At 42.5% G+C, this 20397-nt stretch carries 15 protein-coding genes and 1 other RNA gene; 8 read left to right on the top strand and 8 right to left on the bottom strand.

The window, feature by feature from the left end; genetic code table 11:
- Window positions 1–2 precede the first annotated feature (2 nt).
- From ffs to zds, 5 genes are all read right to left on the bottom strand, one after another.
- Window positions 3–99, bottom strand: an RNA gene (ffs, locus tag VL20_RS27430) — signal recognition particle sRNA small type.
- A gap of 86 nt (window positions 100–185) precedes the next feature.
- On the bottom strand, window positions 186–1322 hold the full coding sequence (locus VL20_RS06240; protein ID WP_052275957.1) for a DUF58 domain-containing protein: 1137 nt from the start codon (window positions 1320–1322) through the stop codon (window positions 186–188).
- Between the two features lie 387 nt (window positions 1323–1709).
- Entirely contained in the window at window positions 1710–2729 is a 1020-nt protein-coding gene (locus tag VL20_RS06235; protein ID WP_052275956.1) for a long-chain acyl-[acyl-carrier-protein] reductase, read from the bottom strand.
- Window positions 2730–2875: 146 nt separating this feature from the next.
- The gene (locus VL20_RS06230; RefSeq protein WP_052275955.1) at window positions 2876–3571 is read right to left on the bottom strand and encodes an aldehyde oxygenase (deformylating); all 696 of its coding nucleotides are present in this window, start codon (window positions 3569–3571) and stop codon (window positions 2876–2878) included.
- 229 nt (window positions 3572–3800) lie between these two features.
- On the bottom strand, window positions 3801–5261 hold the full coding sequence (gene zds, locus VL20_RS06225; RefSeq protein WP_052275954.1) for a 9,9'-di-cis-zeta-carotene desaturase: 1461 nt from the start codon (window positions 5259–5261) through the stop codon (window positions 3801–3803).
- A gap of 135 nt (window positions 5262–5396) precedes the next feature.
- Here zds and VL20_RS06220 point away from each other — a divergent pair, with 135 nt between their 5' ends.
- Together VL20_RS06220 and VL20_RS31020 are read left to right on the top strand one after the other, a co-directional pair.
- Window positions 5397–7835, top strand: coding sequence for a phospholipid carrier-dependent glycosyltransferase (locus VL20_RS06220; RefSeq protein WP_052275953.1), 2439 nt, complete (start codon window positions 5397–5399; stop codon window positions 7833–7835).
- Between the two features lie 512 nt (window positions 7836–8347).
- Window positions 8348–8542, top strand: a complete 195-nt coding sequence (locus tag VL20_RS31020; protein WP_158499318.1) for a hypothetical protein — start codon at window positions 8348–8350, stop codon at window positions 8540–8542.
- Here VL20_RS31020 and leuC read toward each other — a convergent pair.
- From leuC to VL20_RS06205, 3 genes are all read right to left on the bottom strand, one after another.
- The gene (leuC, locus tag VL20_RS06215) at window positions 8514–9914 is read right to left on the bottom strand and encodes a 3-isopropylmalate dehydratase large subunit (RefSeq protein ID WP_052275952.1); all 1401 of its coding nucleotides are present in this window, start codon (window positions 9912–9914) and stop codon (window positions 8514–8516) included. The genes VL20_RS31020 and leuC overlap by 29 nt on opposite strands.
- Window positions 9915–10190: 276 nt before the next feature.
- Window positions 10191–11189, bottom strand: coding sequence for an MraY family glycosyltransferase (locus VL20_RS06210; protein ID WP_052275951.1), 999 nt, complete (start codon window positions 11187–11189; stop codon window positions 10191–10193).
- A 157-nt stretch (window positions 11190–11346) separates the two neighbouring features.
- Window positions 11347–13644 carry a RelA/SpoT family protein gene (locus VL20_RS06205; protein WP_052275950.1) on the bottom strand — a complete coding sequence of 766 codons (2298 nt, stop codon included), beginning with the start codon at window positions 13642–13644 and terminating at the stop codon, window positions 11347–11349.
- 225 nt (window positions 13645–13869) lie between these two features.
- Between VL20_RS06205 and patD the strand changes: the two genes are divergently transcribed.
- The 6 genes from patD to VL20_RS06175 all read left to right on the top strand — a co-directional run bounded on the left by patD (window position 13870) and on the right by VL20_RS06175 (window position 20397).
- Window positions 13870–14226, top strand: coding sequence for a heterocyst frequency control protein PatD (gene patD, locus VL20_RS06200; RefSeq protein WP_002759645.1), 357 nt, complete (start codon window positions 13870–13872; stop codon window positions 14224–14226).
- A 249-nt stretch (window positions 14227–14475) separates the two neighbouring features.
- A complete protein-coding gene (locus tag VL20_RS06195) occupies window positions 14476–16101 on the top strand; it encodes a dipeptide ABC transporter ATP-binding protein (RefSeq protein ID WP_052275949.1) in 1626 nt (541 codons plus the stop codon).
- Window positions 16102–16156: 55 nt separating this feature from the next.
- Window positions 16157–16387: a hypothetical protein gene (locus VL20_RS06190; protein WP_052275948.1), complete on the top strand. Its 231-nt coding sequence runs from the start codon at window positions 16157–16159 to the stop codon at window positions 16385–16387.
- Between the two features lie 8 nt (window positions 16388–16395).
- Window positions 16396–18531 carry a glycosyltransferase gene (locus tag VL20_RS06185; RefSeq protein ID WP_052275947.1) on the top strand — a complete coding sequence of 712 codons (2136 nt, stop codon included), beginning with the start codon at window positions 16396–16398 and terminating at the stop codon, window positions 18529–18531.
- 312 nt (window positions 18532–18843) lie between these two features.
- Window positions 18844–19809, top strand: coding sequence for a M48 family metallopeptidase (locus VL20_RS06180; protein WP_052275946.1), 966 nt, complete (start codon window positions 18844–18846; stop codon window positions 19807–19809).
- Between the two features lie 321 nt (window positions 19810–20130).
- Window positions 20131–20397: a DUF6761 family protein gene (locus VL20_RS06175; protein ID WP_002739044.1), complete on the top strand. Its 267-nt coding sequence runs from the start codon at window positions 20131–20133 to the stop codon at window positions 20395–20397.

Here is a 20397-nt window from a genome sequence, read left to right as displayed (position 1 = left end):
AAAAAGACCCGGAGATCACGCCAGTCACAAGCATCCCGTATTGCTGCTACCTTCCGGTCCTGACAAGGTTAAGGCGTTGCGATCGCATGAGTCCGAGTCTTTTCTATCATAACATCTTTTTCCGGGATACGGGCATTTTTTTCGGGAGAATTTCCTCTCAATCTAGACTGTGAACGGAAATTTCCTCAACGAGGGGGTTTTTGCAATTGTTGTTGTAGAGAAATTTCTGGTTCGATCGCCAATCCGCTAAACTGTCGGATTAAGGGTGAAGGACTCTCCCTAGAATCGGCAGCGAGGAAAAATAACCAACGGCTCCCGGGGGTGAGTGGTTCGATGGAATTGAAGTTACTTGTCAACCAAATTAGCGGTAAATTAGGCAGATTGGCATTTTTTTGACTAGCTTTTGCCTCTATAGCCGCTAAAGTTTCTAAAATGACCCTTTCCCCCTGAATTAACCCCGTTTCACCGGTCCAGAGTTTCACATTTAGTTGCCGACGATGGGCATAAAAATAGAGGGAAGCAGCGGCAATAATCGCCCGTTCAAAACTGTCTTCTTGCCAATCACAGAGGGTATCGAGACAGATAATCACTTCCTGTCCCCCCGTTAACACTTCTAATTCCCGAATTTGCAATTCTCCCAAACGGGCGCTAGTTTTCCAGTGAATTAAACGGGTAGAATCACCCTGGCGATATTGTCTCAAGTTACGGGTAAGTCCTTGACTAGCCCTTTGATAATAGCGATTATTTTCTAATTTTTGTTCCATCTCTTGACCGAGGGAATCGATCAGGGGACATTGTTGCAAGGGTAAAACTTGGGGATAAACTAAAGCTTTAGCCGCTGCTTGCTGACAACGACGACACCAAAATAAACCGAGAGGGGCCGCTGTTCTTAATTGTACTTCTTGCCAGTGATAAATACCTCGTTTACTGGTGGGTAAATAATAAGTCCAACGATGGCAACTTTTGGAGGCAATCACTTCTATTGGGGTTATTTTTGGCTGATCGAGAACTATAGGCAGGATATCTGTCACTTCTAACAGATTTATCGGCTGATTGCTAGTATTTTCTATCTCTAGGCTAATACTAAGATCGTCTCCTGCACTCACGGGTACAATGGCAAGACGACGCACTTTCAGAGGAAGAAGGGAACGACGGGGTAAAATTATCGATAAAATTAAAACAGCGATCGTCGTGCCAGAGATAGCATACAACCATCCCGCCATGGTATTGGTCGCAGCTCCGAAAAAACAGAGGGTAATGCCAATGATTACCCCCCCACCGTAAGCGGGTAAAATACCGCGATCTTCTAACCAAGTTTTCATAGAGTTTAGTGGTTTTGTCGTCTTTGCTAGAAAGCTAAAAATCAGTCCCACATCTCTATAATTCCCCCAAAAGCCCTGAGAAACTATCAAAGAGATCGGACTGATCTGTTAAGGGAGTTCTCTTCCTTGTCACTATTGGGATTTTTCTTAACAAAATTTAACAATTGATGGCAAAATTTTGCTTGCTTTTGTGGGCAGATTTTGGGATAATATTTTTAAAAGAGTTTATTCATAATCTTAATCTAAGCACTTAAAGATAAACACAAACATCCCATTATGAAACAATCATAACCCAAGCCGCCGGCAAAGTCAAGCCCTCACTTCTAATTATTTGTCGCCTAAAACTTCTAATTCCGTGGTCGGTGGGGGGGGGATTGGGGGCATGAATTAAAATAACAAAGGTTGAAAACCGTGTTTACGGGAAGCTGCGCCGATTTGTTCCATTTTAGGGACAGTAATTTGATTGCGTCCCCAGGAAAAATTAGTTTGCCAACCCTCCAACTCCAATAAAATCGCCTCAGCAAAACAGGCAAACATTTGACGAGAGGGAATATCCATATTAACGATTTTCATAATTTTCCAGTCAATATCGAGGGAATGCTCGACAATGCCGCCCTTAATCACCGAAATATCGGGGGCATTTAACACCATGCCTAAATTTTTCGGATAACCACCATCAATAATAATGCAGGGGCGCTTGAGTTTATCTGGATCAATTTCTACCCCTTTAGGCATACTAGCCACCCAAACAATGATATCAGCTAGGGGTAAAGCCTCCTCTAGGGGTAGAATTTTACCGCGACCTAACTCCTCTTGCAGAGATTGTAAACGATCTTGATTGCGTGCCACATAGATTAGTTCTTTTGTATCGGTTTTTTCATTTAACCAACGACAAACAGCGCTGCCGATATCTCCGGTGGCCCCACAAACCACGACGGTAGATTGAGCTAAATCGATGCCCATTTTTTCAGCGAGGGTTTCCACCTGAGTGCAGATGACGTAAGCGGTGTGGGTGTTACCGGTGGTAAAACGGCCAAAATCTAGCTCGATATTCCGCACCTGTCGATTATCTTTGAGATTAAACTCCTCGAAAATAATTGAAGAAAAACCGCCGAGTGCGGTGATATTGATATCACTTTTTTGAGCGAGTGCCATGGCATTTAGCACCTTACGAATAGCAGACTTTACCCAACGATGCGACAACATCTCCGGTAAAAAACAGGATTCGATGTATTTACCCGTGATGGTTTGTCCCGTGATGCTGGTGACATGAAAATCATCGACAATTTGCGGGGGGGCAGCGCACCAAAAATCTAATCCTTGGTTAGCATATTCAGGATAACCTAGATCGTCGGCGACCGATTGGGCGTGTTCTAAACTGGTAAGATGACCTATAAGACCAAACATTGATTGTTCTTTCGTTAGACTAGATGGCACTAGATAAAAATTAGGATATTGCTAAGAAATCGTTAAGACTCTTAAATATAATACACAAAAGCGCCGCTCTGTGCTGAGCGGCAGTAGGGGAAAAAAGAAATCTCGATGCTCAAGCTTTAGACAGCAGTTAATCCGTAGGCAGACATCCGCATGATATCACGGGTGCTGAAACCGATATTGCTTAACGCTTCCCCGTAGCTAATCATAAAGTCTTCCACGAGGGCCTCTTTTTCCATAGCGAGGACGCGAGCATCATCCTCGACTTGATTGAGCATTCTCCAGACAATGGGTAGATTAGCGCGATTTGCCGCTTCTAATTCCTCTTTAGCGGTTTCAAAGTTCGCTTTTAGCCATTCTTCGCCAAAATTGAGGTGTAAATATTCGTCTTTAACTACGCCTTCAGTAATTTTACGGGCAAAAGGATCAGCAACAGGAATATAAATATTATAGGCAGCGATCGCGAAAGCTTCGATAATCAAAGATTGGATTAATAAACAGGTGACAACTTTACCTTCTGCGTAGGCAATTTGGAAGTTATTGTGCAGAGAGGAAAAGAATTCTTTGGCATAATCCATATCAGGGGTGATTTGCAAATTTCGGCCGCAAGCTTGAAAACCTTTCATGTGACGGTTTTCCATTTTTGCCAGACGGTGTAATTCTTCTTTTTTATCGGTGAGGATGTCTGCTAATTGAATATAATTACTATTGGCCTCGTATTCGCCTTCAATAACGATGGCATTAATGCGACTATAGGCTGATTTATAGGTTTCGCTGGTGAAATCAAGCTCTAATGGTACAGCAAGCTCTGGCATAAACTCGATTGACTCCTATTTCTGACGAGATTTTTCCGACGTTCTTTCCACTCTAGGGTAAGTCTTCTAGATGGAGTTATCTTTTTACGAGTCTAGCTTGATCGGTCTTTTTTGTATAGCTTGGCCTGAGGGGCTGACTTGCCAAGTTAGCTATAGCGGTTATCTTTTGCCACTGAAAACAAATCTAGAGGCAATCCCTTCTTAAGGGACGAGATTGCCGGCTGTTTGCTCAAACCGTGGCTAAAGATTTCCGGCGCTCGGCCTGTTGTAGGATCGCTTTGGCTGCCTGTTTACCGGATAAAGTGGCTCCTTCCATGCTATCAATGTAATCCTGTTGGGTATAACTACCAGCAAGGAAAAAGTTAGCGATAGGAGTCGCTTGCGAGGGACGATAGACATCCATCCCCGGTGCTTCCCGATAGAGACTCTGGGCCAATTTCACCACACTAAACCAAGTCATCTTTAATTCCTGCGAGGAGGGAAATAACTTATGGACCTGCGCTAAAACGTGCTGGGCAATATCTTCATTTTTAGCTTTAATAAAAGGATCCCCGGGGGTTAAAACCAACTGTAATAAAGAACCTTCTCCGGGGCGATAATAATCCCTAGGACTGGTGAGAGCAAGATCTGCAAAACAGGAAAAATCCGCTTGGTGGGTGTACAAAAGATTGTCAATTCCCACCGCTTTTTGCAGTTGTCGGCGTTTTTCGGCATCATTTAACTCCGTCACCCAACCGTCAAAACGCAATTGTACCGTAGCGACGGGAACTGCTTCTAGTCGGAAAATATTGTCAAAAATCGGCATTTTTCGCCAATCTTGGGGAATAAGACGCTGAATACCAGGGACATCACCAGCGCAAACGTAGGCATCTGCGGTGATAGTTTCTGTGGTTTCTCCGTTAGCGACGATCATGCCATTAACTTGCAGATTTTCGCCCTCTCCAGAATAGAGAATTTCCCGCACTTGACGACGGGTGGAGATTTTGGCACCCCGTGCCTCCAGATAGTTAATAATCGGTTTATGCAGGTATTCGTGGGGGGAACCTTCCAACATCCGCAGGACGGAAGCTTCGGTTTTAGCGGCGAAAAATTGGAAAATCGTCAGCATACAACGGGCCGAGATATTTTCCGTATCGATAAATCCTAAGGCATAGGCGATCGGATTCCACATTTTTTTTAAACTGCCTTCATTACCGCCATGGCTACGAAACCAATCGGCAAAACTAATCGAGTCCAGCTCCCGAATCGTTTTCATCGCTCCTTGAAAGTCTATCAGACCGCGGACGATGGGACTGGTACCTAAGGCCAGAGAATTAAAGATTTTATCGGCTGCCGAGAGTTGAGAGGAGGTAAAAAAGGCTTTTAAACCGTTAAAAGGCGCACCCGCGGCGAAACGAAAGTCTAATTCGCCGATTTTTCCTCCTTCGTTGATAAAAGTGTGGGTGTGTTCTTTGAGTAGTAGGGATTGAAAAGCGCCCACTTTTTTCATTAACTCAAAAAGATTGTAGTAACAACCAAAAAAGACGTGCAAGCCCATCTCGATGTGATTACCGTCTGCATCTACCCAACTACCGACTTTTCCCCCGACAAAGGGACGAGATTCTAATATTTCTACTGTACAGCCCGCATCGACCAGATCGATAGCTGTTGCCATTCCCGCTAATCCCGCACCAACGATCACCACTCGCATTTGTCAAGTTCCTGTTACAATTTTTCACTAAATCTTTATTTTACCCGATCGATCTGGTGTTTCTCGCTGGCGATTTTTTCAGGGTCGCTTGAGAGCGTGGCAGAATAATTGAGAGTTGTCCGAGGGAGAGTCATTTTGAAGCGATCGCTAGATAGGAGACAGGAATTAATTATTGTCACTATTATTTGGATATTGGGGGTATTAGTCGATAGATTCTGGTTTAGTCTCGATCATACTATTCCTGCTTGGGATCAGGCCGATTATCTCAACGGTGGGATTATCTATACCCAAGCTTTCCAAAATCCGCGCTGGTTTGATGGGGATTGGTGGCGCGGTTTATGGCTAATGTCGCCAAAAATTCCCCCTTTAACCTATCTTTTAACGATTCCCTTCTTTAATCTCTTTGGTATTAGCCTTGACGCGGGTATGTGGGTAATGGCTATCTATAGCGCCCTACTGCTCTTTTCTGTGTACGGATTGGGAATTATCCTCTTTAATGGGACTGTGGCTTTATGGGCGGTCTTAATCTGTCAATTTCTACCCGGTTTATACTATTATCGCCTCGAATATCTCTTAGATTTTCCCTTAGCGGCAATTGTAACGTTTTCTTACTTCTGCTTGACATGGTGGCGATTTAGTGGTCATGGCTGGCTAAAAGCGATCGCTTTCGGGATTTCTTTCGGTTTAGGGATGTTAGTCAAACAAACCGCCCTATTTTTCCTCTTTTTGCCGATTTTGTGGGTATTGGGCGAAAATCTTTGGCGAAAACGTTGGGGTAATCTAGCGCAATTAATGCTCAGTTTTTTGACGGCAGCATTGTTAATGTTTCCCTGGTATCGGACGAATTGGTTATTAATGTTAACCGCGGGCAAACGTGCCACGGTAGATTCGGCGATTTTGGAGGGAGATCCGCCTCTTACCAGTCCAGATGCCTGGACATTTTACGCGCAAGTTTTACCCTATTTTCTTTCCTGGGTATTATTATTAGTTCCCGTGGTGGGATTATTAATCTCCTTACGCCATATAAAAACCGAAGATAAGGTTAATCGTCCTGTGTGGATTTGGTTAGGAGTTTTTCTGCTGGGGGGATACCTATTATCATCCCTCAATATCAATAAAGATGCTCGTTATATTTTGCCGCTTTTACCGACTTTATCCTTAATTTTATCCGTTGGTTTATTATCTTGGCGCGGTCGTTTTGGATCTGGTATCCGTTGGGGAACGATAACTATTGCCGCTATCCTCACCAGCTTAAATTTATTCCCCTTGGGGGGAGATGTAATTACTAATGTTTTCAGTCCCGAATTACAACACCATCCCTATTTAAAAACTGGTTGGCAGCACGAAGAAGTAGTTAAAGAGATTCTAGCCGATTCTCCCTATCTTCGCAGCACCCTAGGGGTTTTACCTTCCACCCCCGAATTAAATCAACATACCTTCTCTTTCTACGGTGGTAAACATAATTTCCAGGTTGCTGGGAGACAGGTGGGAGTTAGGGAAGAAGATATCGAAAAGGATGTCAATTCTTTAGATTGGTTTTTAACTAAAACTGGTGAACAGGGTTCCGTCCCCGATGTCCAGAAAAAAATTGTTAATCGAGTCGCCACTGGTTCAGATTTCCAAGTAGAGAAAACTTGGCAGTTACCGGATGATAGTACCCTGTCCCTACACCGAAAAATATATCCTTCCGTCACGGTTAAAACCCTTGAAAATGCGCCAAAACAGGTGGAATTAAGAGAGATTGCCATTGCTGAAAAAGCATCTCCTAATCAACCAATTCCTGTGGTTTACAAATGGGCTGGAGACTGGCAACAATTAAAGTCAGGGATAGTAATTTTAACTTGGCAAGAAGTGGACGGTAAGGATTATTGGATGCACGATCATGGTATTGCTATGGGGGGATTAATGGCAAAAAAATTAACTCCAGAAGAGCAACAAAATAGTTTTGAAGTCACTGAAAAAACTGCCATGCAGTCGGCAGCAACCCCCGGAGTTTATCGCTTATCTGCTGTCTATCTCAATCGGGAAACTGGCGAAACCTATCCGATTAAAACTAATGCTGAAATTACCATCGATCCTCAAGTTGCCAAGTTAGCAACGCCCCAATTAGATTTAGTCACCCAATTGCGCTTAAAGTCTGCTAATATTGGTCAAGGATTAACAGGTGTTGAACCAATTTTTGAGTTAACTAATCGTATCAATCAATACGATTCGATTCAGGATTATGTGCTGCAAGCAGACAAAGCTTTTTCCTATCGTTTACAGCAACAAAATCCCCCCGATAAATTATCTTTAGCCTACGGATTAGCAATTTCTAAGGTACTACAACAGGATGTGGCAGGGGCAATAAAAGCCACGGAGGAAATGATTAAAATTGACCCCTATAATCCCTATCATTATGCTTATCAAGGTTTTATTTATCTCTACGATTGGCAACCGCAAGCGGCCCAAAAAGTCTTAGATCAAGCTAGACAATTAAATCCCGATAGTGAGGAAATTAAGACTTTAAATGCAGTGGCTGCCTTGATGGGGGGAAATCTCGTTAAAGCTTGGCAATTATGGCAGTCAAATTAAAATAGAGTGAGAAGTAGGGAAGTGGGGTGTGGGAAGTGGGAGGTGGGGGAGTGGGGAAGTGGGGAAGTGGGGAAGTGAAGCATTTGGCTGAAATTTCCCTAAACCCCTAAATCCCTATCACCCTATCACCCCAAAACCCTATCACTCTATCTCCTGACTCCTGACTCCTGACTTCTAACCCAATGTTGGACAAAGATAACTAAATTTTATTGATTTACTGCAAAAACTTGAGAATATTTAAATTAACATTCCGCAATATTTATAAATTCTTAAGAATTAATTGAGAAATATTTTTATTTAACAACGACGTTATGATGGTAACAGCGATTTGATAGAATTTCATAATGGGTTATTCTGTGCTTTTTTGGGCAGCAATGGTTGAAACCCTTGCCACACCTAGAAGGTGATCCTAATTAAAACGGGTAAATCAGTCAATTTCACCCACAACGATGATCTTTTTTTTATGTAGTTTTATTGCAAAAAAAAAGTTTTTTTGACAAAAAGCACAAAGTATGAATTATGAAGTGGGGAAGTGGGGAAGTGGGGAAGTGGGGAAGTGGGGAAGTGGGGAAGTGGGGAAGCTGTCTCATCACCCTATCACCCCAAAACCCTATCACCCCAAAACCCTATCACCCTATCTCCTGACTCCAGCAACAAACTTTTTGCTGCAAACCCTATTTAATTTAACAACTCCCTGGGATCGGTGACTTCCCCTTTAATCGCTGCCGCTACCACCATCGCCGGACTCATCAACAAAGTACGCCCGGAAGCGGAACCTTGACGACCTTTAAAGTTACGATTGGAGGAGGAAGCGCTGATCTGATCTCCCTGCAATTTATCGGGATTCATGGCTAAACACATGGAACAGCCAGCCTCGCGCCATTCAAAGCCCGATGCTAGGAAAATTTGGTCTAATCCTTCCGCTTCCGCCTGTTTTTTGACTCTTTCGGAACCGGGGACGATAAAAGCTTTCACATGGGGGGCAACACGATGACCTTGGGCAAATTTGGCCGCTTCGCGCAGATCACTGATCCGGCCGTTAGTACAGCTACCGACGAAGCAGACATCGATTTTTGTGCCTTTAATCGGGGTGCCGGGGGTGAGTTTCATGTATTGATAGGCTTCCTCTGCGATCGCTCTTTCACTTGCCGGTAAACTTTCGGGAGTGGGAATGACTTCGTTAACCCCGATTCCTTGGCCCGGAGTAATCCCCCAAGTAACTGTGGGTTCGATTTCACCGGCATCGAAGACCACCACATCGTCATAAACCGCATCGGCATCGCTTTTAATGCTTTCCCACCAATTAACCGCACTTTCCCAGTCTTTGGGCGCAAAATCACGACCTTTGAGGTAATCGTAGGTGATTTGATCGGGGTTGATATAACCACATCGGGCCCCACCTTCGATCGCCATGTTACAAATCGTCATCCTTTCTTCCATGGACATCCGTTCAATTGTACTACCAGCGTACTCGTAGGCATAACCAACACCGCCTTTGACGCCTAATTGACGGATAATATGAAGAATTACATCTTTAGCATAGACCCCGGGATTTAAATCGCCGTTTACCTCCACTCGACGCACTTTTAATTTCGATAGGGATAGGGTTTGGGTAGCAAGAACATCGCGCACTTGGGAAGTGCCGATGCCAAAAGCGATCGCACCAAAAGCACCGTGGGTGGAGGTGTGGGAGTCACCACAGGCGATCGTCATCCCGGGTTGAGTTAGGCCTTGTTCGGGAGCGATCACATGAACTATGCCCTGATTGCCGGAACCGATGCCGTAGAAAGGAATATGATTGGTTTGAACATTAGTTTCGATCGCCCGGATCATTTCCTCGGCCAAATCGTCAAGGAAAGGACGCGCCTGATTTTCGGTGGGGACGATGTGATCGACGGTGGCAATAGTCCGTCTGGGAAATAATACTTTTAAACCCCTTTCTCTTAGCATCGAAAAAGCTTGCGGACTGGTGACTTCATGCACTAGATGCAGTCCGATAAATAATTGTGTCTGTCCACTGGGAAGAATCTTAACCGTGTGTGCGTCCCAGACTTTATCGAATAATGTTCTTGCGCTCATTGACTTTGGAATGATAGTCATCTCCCTAATCATATCAGCTAACCCTGGCCGATAAGTATTAATTTTTTCTTTTCTCTTGGTTAGGAGGGATAATAGATGAATAGCTCTGTTTTTGCCAGATTAAAACCATCAGTTTTTGAGTAAAATAAAAGACTTTAGCCAATAACTATTTGAGTGATTACTTATGCTCCTTACCCCCCGTTTCCTATAATCTTTCAAGAGGATTTAGTATAACATTCTCTTGATTTAACTCTAGGAACCATAGCAATAAAAAATTTATTCTTTTCTTGTCACCGCTAAATTCTGCTCGCTAACTCTCTTGTTCAGATAAATTTCTCCGAGAACAATTAATCCTAGAATCAGAGGTAAACTCAGCCATGCTCCTAGGTTTCCTAAGTAGTTAATACTAATAGCAATCAGGAGAGTTACCGCCATATAAATAATCGCTACTTGTGAATGAGACAAGCCAGACTTTTGTAATCTTTGATAAAGGTGACTGCGGTGAGCTTGGAAGATATTTTCCTTTCTGAATAATCGACAAATCAGGGTATAAATAGCATCACCAATCAGAGGTAAAGTGATAGTCAAAGCTGACCAAGCTTGACCTTGATTGACCTGGTTATTAAGTAAAACCATAGGGACAATTGCCCCCAGACTGGTGCTACCCACATCGCCCATAAAAATTTTCGCTGGCGACCAATTCCAGAGGAGAAAACCGACTAAAGCTGCCACTAAAAGCCATAAAATTGGTTCCTGAAAATAGAGAGCGAGAAATCCTAATTGTACCGCCGTACAGCCAGCCACCAAACCATCAAGACCATCCATAAAATTATAAAAGTTAATGATCGCAGTCAGTCCGATAATTGTGAGAATAATAGCTAAAATTTTGCCGCCAAAACCTAAATCTAATAGCCAAGATTGGGGAAAAGCACCGAAAAAAGTGACCGCAATACTAGCGGAGGATAACTGCACCAAATAGCGAATACTAGAGGGAATACCGCGACGATCATCGAGAAGGCCGATAATAATTAAAGGAGTCAGGGATAACCACAGGGGAATGAGAGGTAGGGAAGGAGAAAGGAGAAAATAACTGAGGCTGCTGGTCAGAGCAAAAGCAACGACAAAACCGAGTCCACCTCCCCTAGGTGTGGGTTGACTATGGCTGCTACGCTCATTGGGAATATCTAACAATTGTTGACTAAAACGTTGTTTAATCAGGGCAACCACCAGAAAACTAATCAGAAAACTGATGACTGAGAGTAGGGATAATAACATAGGGATTTTTGCGCTCAGATTAATTATCGATCCTACGTTGTTCGGTGACAAAAAGTGCAGATATTGCCCTCGTGGTTTTAGTCAGTGTCAGCATCGCACTTCAACAGCTAAGGCGCTCCGGGGTTTGGGGGATATTAGCAGAAATTTTAGGTTTAACTTACTCTCGATCGCTTTTTACCTGACTGATGCGACGAACGTTTAAAATATCGCTCATCAGCTTAATTTGAATAACACAGCGTTCAAATTGTTGCAGGTCTTTTACTTCAATTTTCAGAGAAATTAAAGCGGGTTTACCGAAATTAGTCTTAACTCCGGCATTGCGAACGTTAATATTTTGGTCACTTAAACGAGAGAGAATATCTTTTAAAACCCCGACGCGATCGATCACTTCAATCTGAATATTTACTGGATAAGTTTGATAACGTCCCTGGTCATCTATAGGGTTCCAACTAACAGGAATTAAGCGTTCAGCTTCGGCTTTTTCCACATTCGAGCAGCCCTGACGGTGAATAACAATACCTTCCCCCGCATGGGCAACTATACCGGTGATATTTTCCCCTGGTAAAGGACAACAACAACCGGCCAAACGATAGACTAATCCCTCCACACCGGCGATCGGTGATTTACTAACGGGTAAAGCCCTTTGAACGGGAGAAGGTGGTAGAATCAATTGGGAATCAGTCAGGACATCGGGCGGATTTTTGACGGTTAAAATTTCCTGTTGATTTTTAACTGTTTCTTGCAGACGATTAACCACATTTTTTAGGGTAACTTCGCCGTAACCCAAAGCCGCCAATAAATCATCTACTGCCACATAATTGCACTGTTTAGCCACCGATTGCATTCGTTCCGATTTTAGCAGGGCATCGAAGCCAGTTTTACCCAATTCTTTCTCTAATAAATCACGACCCCGGCTAATATTTTCTTCTCGGCGCGATTTTTTGTACCATTGCCGGATGCGATTTCTGGCGCTAGGAGTAACGACAAAATTTAACCAATCTAAACTAGGGTGACTATTTTTGCTGGTGAGAATTTCCACCAGATCACCATTTTGCAAGGGAGCATCAAGAACTGACCATTTACCATTAATTCTTGCCCCTTTCATCTGATTACCTACTTCGCTATGAATATGATAGGCAAAATCTACCGGTGTCGCACCTTGGGCCAGGGCCACCACATCACCTTTGGGGGTGAAAACATAGATATCTTCTTCAAAGAAATTATTTTTGAGGCCATCCATGTATTCTTGGCCATCTTTAAGGTCTTTTTGCCAGTCGAGAAGATTACGCAGCCAAGCGAATTTTTCATCCTCGGCGGTTAAAGTTGTCTGACTAGAACCGGTTTCTTTATACTTCCAATGGGCTGCAATCCCGTATTCAGCAACACGGTGCATTTCTAGGGTGCGAATCTGCACTTCTAGGGGACGGGCATTTAAACCAACAACGGTGGTATGGAGGGATTGATAACGGTTAGCTTTTGGTAAACCGATATAGTCTTTAAAACGGTTGGGAATCGGGGTAAATTGGTCGTGAACTACGGCTAAACAACGATAACATTCCTCTTTAGTTTCGACGATAATGCGGACGGCGGCAATATCATAAATCTGCTCGAATTCTTTACCCTGATTGTGCATTTTATGATAGATGCCGTAGAGATGTTTGGGGCGACCTTGCAAATCAAGAACTTTTATGCCAATTTCTTGCAATTTTTCCCGCAATGTGTTAGTAACGGTTTCGATGCGGGCCTCTCGATCGATACGTTTTTCCGACACCAATAACTGCACGGTGCGATAAGCATCGGGTTCGAGGTATTTAAAGCATAAATCCTCTAATTCCCATTTAAATCGCCCAATCCCTAAACGGTTAGCCAGAGGAGCAAAGATTTCTCTAGTTTCGAGGGCAATGCGTTGCTGCTGTTGCGGGTTAAGGTGTTCGAGGGTTTGCATATTGTGCAGGCGATCGGCTAATTTTACCACGATGACGCGGATATCTTGAGCCATCGCCAGGAACATTCGGCGAAAATTCTCCGCCTGCCGTTCAGTTTTACTAGAAAAGTTGAATTTGGAGAGTTTTGTCACCGCTTCCACCAAATTACGCACCTCGACACCGAATCTGTCCTCGATTTCTTCGGGGGTGACTTCCGTATCTTCCACCACATCGTGAAGGAATCCCGCCGCGATCATTGCCCCATCACCCCCCAGATCCCGCAGTAATCCCGCTACAGCTATGGGATGGGCGATATAGGGTTCCCCGGATTTGCGATACTGGCCTTCGTGGAGTTTATGGGCGAAATTAAAGGCCTTACAGATTAAATCGCTATCGGGATTCTGGGGGTCGTTTTCGTAGGTAATTAGGCATTCTTTCAGCCAATCGGGTAAAACTAACGCTTTTTTCGGTTCCGTGTCCCGGGGAAGGACGGTGAGGGTTTCTGGTTGGGTGGCAGTGATGGCGTTCATGGTTAGATCGGGGGGATAATAGGGGTGGTGGAGACGGATAACTAGAAAACTATTAGGCCGAAGGGATGGCAGATTGCTTAATTCTCTAACACTAGAATCGGACTTATCGGCGAAAAGGATGCGATTCTTTTAAGTTTTTGTCTCTGGTTGGGAGGAGAGAGGACTTGCAACCGTGACGGCAAATCGTTAATCTTATGTAACAAATTCTAACGCTCTTTGTATTGGATGCTACCGACAAATTACCATCAAGCCTACAAATCTTTGTTAAGAAAACTGGAGGATTTCAGTCTTGCCCTTCTAGATGGGGATGCTTCCACGGGGTTACAATCTTTTCAAGCTTTACAAACCTGTCTAGAAGGGGAGATATTGTCACTAAATGATGACAATTTCAGCCCAGAGGTGGCTAATCGTTGGCGCGCGCTCCAGACGGAACTATATCGATCGTGGCGATTGCTGGAGACGGATTGGTTATTTTTGGCCTCGGCGCGGCAAGGACGGGAGAAACGTTTACAGATAATTAGCGAGCGAGTGGCGACTTTAAAGGGGTATTGTCGGGTTTTGTTAGGGTCAGTTGTCGATTAGTAATTAAATGCTCGATCGCCGTTTGTGTGGCATACTTGACCCTAAGTAGGTAGGCGTTAAAAATTATCAGATGCCCCCCCTTATCAAGGGGGGACTAAGGGGGGATCGGCACCCCCCTTATCAAGGGGGGCAGGGGGGATCGGCACCCCCCTTATCAAGGGGGGCAGGGGGGATCAGAGGCAAAATCTATCTTCGATTTAATTATAACTACTTACTTAAGTCCTAACTTTTATCGTTACCGATCGCGTCATGTTGGAAATTAAAGACCTAAAAATTGCCTACCCGACAGAATTAAGTTCTCCCGCTTGGGCGATCGATGGGGTGTCTTTTAGTATAGGCAAAGGGGAAACTCTGGGATTAGTGGGTGAATCTGGTTGTGGAAAGTCGACCATCGGTAAGGCTATTTTAAGGTTATTACCCAATCGCACTCACGTGGAAGGTGAGATTACCTTTGAAGGGCGATCGCTTTTATCTTTATCTAGCAAACAGTTAGAAAAGTTTCGCGGGGAAGCGGTGGGGTTAGTCTTTCAAGATCCGATGACGCGACTAGATCCGCTGATGACTATTGGCGATCATTGTGTGGAAACTTTGCAAGCTCATCGAGGAAATTTAACCTATCGTCAAGCTAAAAGTCAAGCTTGTACTGTCCTAGAAAAAGTGAAAATTCCCGCTAATCGTTGGTTCCAATATCCTCACGAATTTAGCGGGGGAATGCGGCAAAGAGTGGCCATTGCTTTAGCTTTATTATTAGAACCTAAGTTAATTATTGCCGATGAACCCACCACCAGTTTAGATGTGACAGTTTCGGCGGAAATTCTGCGGGAATTAAAGCGTTTATGCAGCGAGGAACAGATGGGATTATTGTTAATTTCCCATGATTTAGCAATGGTGGGAGAATATTGCGATCAATTAGCGGTGATGAAGGGGGGCAAAATTGTCGAATCGGGAGCGGTAAAAACAGTTTTTAATACACCTCAACACCCCTACACCCGTTCTCTTTTAGCCGCTGCTTTACACTTACAGTTAAGGGAGGAAAAATCAACAGCAATTCAAGGCAAAGAAACGGTGTTAAAGGTGGATAATTTAAAACAGTATTATACCCTAGAAGTTAACTTTTTAGATAGTTTTTTCAAAAAAGAAAATAAATTTATTAAAGCGGTGGATGAAGTCAATTTTGAACTGTATCGAGGGGAAATCTTCGGTTTAGTTGGGGAGTCGGGGTGTGGGAAAAGTACCCTATCGCGAACCCTATTACAGTTAATTAAACCCACTGGGGGAAAAGTGGAATTTTTAGGAGAAGATTTAACACCTTTGTCGGGGGAAAAAATGCGTCCAAAACGGCGCCTAATGCAAATGATTTTTCAGGATCCGCTCGCTTGTCTCAATCCTTTAATGACGGTGGGAGAAAGTATCGCTGATCCGCTTTTGATTCATCAAAAAATTAGTCTAGAAACGGCTAAAAAACAGGTTTTGGAAATGTTAGATCGAGTCGGTTTAACACCGGTAGAGGAATTTTATCGACGCTATCCTAGGGAGTTATCGGGAGGACAACAGCAAAGGGTAGCCATTGCTCGCGCTTTAATTACTCGTCCGGAATTAGTTATTTGTGATGAACCGGTTAGTATGCTCGATGCTAGTGTCCAGACACAGGTTTTAGAGTTAATGTTAGAGTTACAAAAGTTATTTAATCTCACTTATTTATTTATAACTCATGATCTTTGGTTAGCGAGATTCCTCTGCGATCGAATTGCGGTGATGACTGCGGGTAAAATTGTTGAAATGGGTGACACTGAACAGATTTTTAGCCATCCCCAACACCCCTACACCCAAAAATTAATCGCCGCAGCCCCGAGAATTTATCCCGACAGCAACTAAAATCGCTCTAGGGGTTTATAATTGTTATTGTCTAGATATGGTTAGGAAAGACAAAATGGCCAGACAACTTCAGATAACTCTCCCTGAAGATACTATGCAACTTCTCGATCGATGGTTAGCAAGTAGTGATTATCCTGAAAAAGAATATAATAATTTAATTAATGAAGCGATTAAATTATATATTATGGAACAACAGGGAAACTACCTCAAGCAACAATTAAAGGAAGGAGCTATTGTTAGAGCAGAAAGAGATTTAAATTTAGCACAAGATTGGTTTTCTCTATAGTTACAATTATGGCAATAATGATTATTTTTAAAGTTAAAAAACTGCTCAAAAAATTTGTCTTTAGTCTCCAAGAGGAAGGATGGAAACCAGCACTCAAAAAGACGAAACGGAAAATTATCAAAATTCTCACAGGAAAGAGTTCCTCTGAATTTGAAGAACAGGTGATCGAAAGTGCTAAATTAGCTGAACCGCGACCCCTAGAAATTGCCAGTAGTGATGATCCTTTAGTCTCGATTATTATTCCTGTTTATAACCAATTTGCCTACACCTTTAACTGCTTGGAATCCCTGAGTGTTAACCTAAGTTCTGATCTAGCTTATGAAATAATCATTGTTAATGATGCTTCCACTGATGAAACCTTAGAACAATTAGCCACTTTAGTTAAAGGAATCAAAGTATTAACTAATGCAGAAAACTCTGGTTTTATTCGTTCCTGTAATTATGGAGCTAGTCAAGCAAAAGGTCAATACCTATATTTTCTCAATAACGACACTCGTATTCTGGAAAATTGTCTAGAAAGTTTATTAAAATTAATCGTCAATAATCCCCAAGTTGGTGCGGTGGGTTCTAAGTTAATTTATGCTAATAGTAAGCAACAAGAAGCGGGGGGAATTATCTGGAATTCTGCCGATGGTTGGAATTATGGACGCTTAGATAGTCCCGATGAACCAGAATATAATTATGTGCGTCCCGTGGACTATTGTTCGGGGGCTAGTTTATTAGTTCCTACGGATTTATTTAAGCAATTAGGTGGTTTTTGTCAAGACTTTATCCCCGCATATTACGAAGATACAGACTTATGTTTTGCCATCCGAGAATTGGGTTATCAAGTCCTCTATCAACCCCAATCTAACGTTATTCACTACGAAGGAATCACCTCGGGAACAGACCTTTCCAGTGGGATCAAACAATATCAAGTTATTAATCAAACTAAGTTTCGAGAAAAATGGTCAAAGGTATTAACTAAACACCTAGATAACGATGCTAATAATGTACCCAGAGCTGCCCGAAGTTTACAAGGAAAACCGACAATTTTAGTCATTGACTCCTACGTTCCACTATACGATCGAGAGTCCGGCTGTGTGCGTTTATTAAATATTCTTAAGCTACTGCTCAATTTAGGCTATTCAGTGATTTTCTTTCCCGATAATGGCTATCCTGAACAACCCTATACTTCCGTTCTGCAGCAGCTAGGAATTGAAGTTATTTATGGCACACCGCAAAGATATAATCTAGAAGAAAAATTAATCAAATATTTACCTCTGATCGATGGAGTTTGGTTGTGTCGTCCCGAATTGTGCGATAAGTATATGGATTTAATTCGCTTAAAAACAAAAGCACCAATTATTTATGATACAATTGACCTGCATTTTCTGCGTTTAAAACGGCAAAAAGACTATCTCGATCCCAGTTATCAAAATACTAGCTGGAGTTGGGAAACCTATCAGAAATTAGAGTTAAACTATGCTAATCAAGCGGAAGCAACCGTGGTAGTAACGGAAGACGAAAAGCAGGTGTTATCCTCTTTAGGAGTGAACAATGTTTGGGTAATCCCCAATATCCATGAAGAAATTTTCCTGTCAGAAAAAGTTGCCTTTGACCAGCGATCGGGTTTAGTATTTATTGGTAGCTACAATCACCCTCCTAATATTGATGCAGTTAAGTGGTTATGTTTAGAAATTATGCCCTTAGTTTGGGCATCCCGTCCTGACATTATCGTTAATTTATTGGGAAGTAACCTCAAGGATGAAGTGAAAGAATTAGCCAATGATCAAGTAGTTGTCACTGGTTATGTTCCCGAAGTAGAACCCTATTTTCAAAAGAATCGGATTTTTGTTGCTCCCCTGCGATTTGGTGCGGGAATGAAGGGTAAAATTGGTCAAAGTCTTTCCCTCGGATTACCCACTATTACCACAAGAATTGGTGCCGAAGGTATGGGATTAATTGACCACCAAGATGTTTTAATTGCCGATACTGCCGAGGAATTTGCCCAAGCAGTGATCGAACTCTATGATAATATGGAATTGTGGCAAAAACTCGCCGATAATTCCCTAGAAACTATTAAGAGATACCAACCAGCTACCGTGCAAACTAACCTCCAAGCTTTGTTATCAAATCTAGGAATTGTTGCCAAGGATAGTTAACAAGAAAAAAGCTCATTTCTCCCACAGGTCTATTCTATGTCACCGAAATCAAATCAACTTTGGAATCCGCAATTTTGCAGATGTATCAAGCATTTGTATAGGATCAATTTAGGACAAATTTTGACTTTTTTTGTTCTATAAATCTCTTGCATAATTAATTTTTGAGGTTTCAAAAACGGCAAAAATAAGGATCAAATGGCATAAAATATGTAAATAGAGCCTTTAATTGCTTATTATTCATTCTTAATTGTCCTGACTCCTGACTCCTAACCCTAACAACAATTTTTGATTTTTACAAGAGGTTTTATTAATATGCCAAGTTATCCTGATATTTCCAGTCAAGCTTTTAAACATCCCCTAGATCAGCAAGCTGAACAGGCCTTAAGATCAGTTCCAGGGTTTGACTTATTAGCGAAAAGTTTTTCCGAATATCTCTATGAACGTCCCCAACAAATTTTATTAATGGGCAATGATTTAAAAGTTGGTCCTCGTCAATACGCCACTTTATACGGCATCTATCGCCAATGTCTGCGGGATTTAGATATGTCTCCAGAACCGAATCTTTATGTAAGTCAAAACCCTTTAGCCAATGCCTATTCTTTGGGTTCGGAACATCCCTATATAGTCTTTAATACTGCCCTTTTAGACCTATTAGATGAAGAAGAAATTAGGGTAATTCTTGCCCACGAATTAGGCCATTTAAAATGCGATCATAGTATTTTAATTCAACTTTCTTTTTGGGTGATGGGGGCGGCTAATTTGCTTGGAGACATCACTTTAGGACTAGGAAAAGCCATTACTACTGGTCTAGTTTATGCCTTTTATGAATGGCGCAGAAAAGCCGAATTATCCGCAGACAGAGCCGCTTTATTAGTTAGCGATGATTTAAATGTAGTCCTGAGAACTTTAATGAAATGTGCGGGAGGAAGTCAAAAATATCTGCATGAATGCAACTTAGAAGAATTTATTCGCCAAGGAGAAGCCTACCGACAATTAGACCAAGATAACTTAAACCAGATTTATAAATTTCTCATTTATAATGGCGGTAATGGTTCCTTTTTAACCCATCCTTTTTCCGTGGAAAGAGTGCATTATCTACAGGAATGGTTTAACTCGGAATCCTATCGTCAAATTCGCCGGGGAAACTATGCCAAAATAGGGGTAAAAAGCTCAATTAATGTTGATGCTAATGATAGCGAAAGCGAAAGATTGCAGCGACAAATAGCAGCACTACAGGCAGAAATTGAACGGGCAAAAAGACAAAGAAACCATGAATAACCAATAACAGCCCATAAATCAGCCAAATCAGCCAAAAAAGGTGAGCAACAAGCGATCGCTAAATATTAGTTTTCCTGATTGATCAGCTGTACTGCATCTAAACTGCGTATTGGGAATTTTAGTACAAATGCTCAAACTTCCTCTCCCTGCTCCGGCGCTGACTGATTACTGATTACTGATTACTGATCACTGAAAATGCGCTCGTCTGTGTTTTGGCGATTTGGTCGGTACAATAGAGATAGGGGAGACTGAGAATAGCAATTCTCCCTGGTATTATCTATACACACTTACCCCCACTCTCTTTTTTTTGTTCTACTGCCCATGCTCCAAGATACCCAATCCATTCGTTACTATCAAAGACTAACCGATGACATGGTGGATCTTTGGCACCGTGGCTCGCGTTTTGATGAGATCCGGCTATATGTAGAAGGCTATTTAGCCTGTTTACGCGATTCTAGTTCCATAGAACCCTATCTAATTCATCGTCTCGAAGAAGAAATATTTCGTTTTCTGCGAGATCCTTCTAATTTTGAATATCTCTCCCCCCAAACCCAAACCCAAACTGAAGCAGATTATGGCTATTATTAA

This window comes from Microcystis panniformis FACHB-1757 (assembly GCF_001264245.1).
GTDB lineage: Bacteria > Cyanobacteriota > Cyanobacteriia > Cyanobacteriales > Microcystaceae > Microcystis > Microcystis panniformis.
Note: the sequence above shows the minus strand (reverse complement) of the source record. Positions and strands in the feature narration are given on the sequence as shown.

Bases quoted from the DNA above. Each gene is read 5' to 3' on its own strand.
- leuC (WP_052275952.1), bottom strand. From the start codon at position 9,914: ATGAGCGCAAGAACATTATTCGATAAAGTCTGGGACGCACACACGGTT.
- patD (WP_002759645.1), top strand. From the start codon at position 13,870: ATGCTACCGACAAATTACCATCAAGCCTACAAATCTTTGTTAAGAAAA.
- VL20_RS06210 (WP_052275951.1), bottom strand. From the start codon at position 11,189: ATGTTATTATCCCTACTCTCAGTCATCAGTTTTCTGATTAGTTTTCTG.
- VL20_RS06205 (WP_052275950.1), bottom strand. From the start codon at position 13,644: ATGAACGCCATCACTGCCACCCAACCAGAAACCCTCACCGTCCTTCCC.
- zds (WP_052275954.1), bottom strand. From the start codon at position 5,261: ATGCGAGTGGTGATCGTTGGTGCGGGATTAGCGGGAATGGCAACAGCT.
- VL20_RS06175 (WP_002739044.1), top strand. From the start codon at position 20,131: ATGCTCCAAGATACCCAATCCATTCGTTACTATCAAAGACTAACCGAT.
- VL20_RS06185 (WP_052275947.1), top strand. From the start codon at position 16,396: ATGGCAATAATGATTATTTTTAAAGTTAAAAAACTGCTCAAAAAATTT.
- VL20_RS06180 (WP_052275946.1), top strand. From the start codon at position 18,844: ATGCCAAGTTATCCTGATATTTCCAGTCAAGCTTTTAAACATCCCCTA.
- VL20_RS06240 (WP_052275957.1), bottom strand. From the start codon at position 1,322: ATGAAAACTTGGTTAGAAGATCGCGGTATTTTACCCGCTTACGGTGGG.
- VL20_RS06230 (WP_052275955.1), bottom strand. From the start codon at position 3,571: ATGCCAGAGCTTGCTGTACCATTAGAGCTTGATTTCACCAGCGAAACC.
- VL20_RS31020 (WP_158499318.1), top strand. From the start codon at position 8,348: ATGAATTATGAAGTGGGGAAGTGGGGAAGTGGGGAAGTGGGGAAGTGG.
- VL20_RS06195 (WP_052275949.1), top strand. From the start codon at position 14,476: ATGTTGGAAATTAAAGACCTAAAAATTGCCTACCCGACAGAATTAAGT.
- VL20_RS06235 (WP_052275956.1), bottom strand. From the start codon at position 2,729: ATGTTTGGTCTTATAGGTCATCTTACCAGTTTAGAACACGCCCAATCG.
- VL20_RS06190 (WP_052275948.1), top strand. From the start codon at position 16,157: ATGGCCAGACAACTTCAGATAACTCTCCCTGAAGATACTATGCAACTT.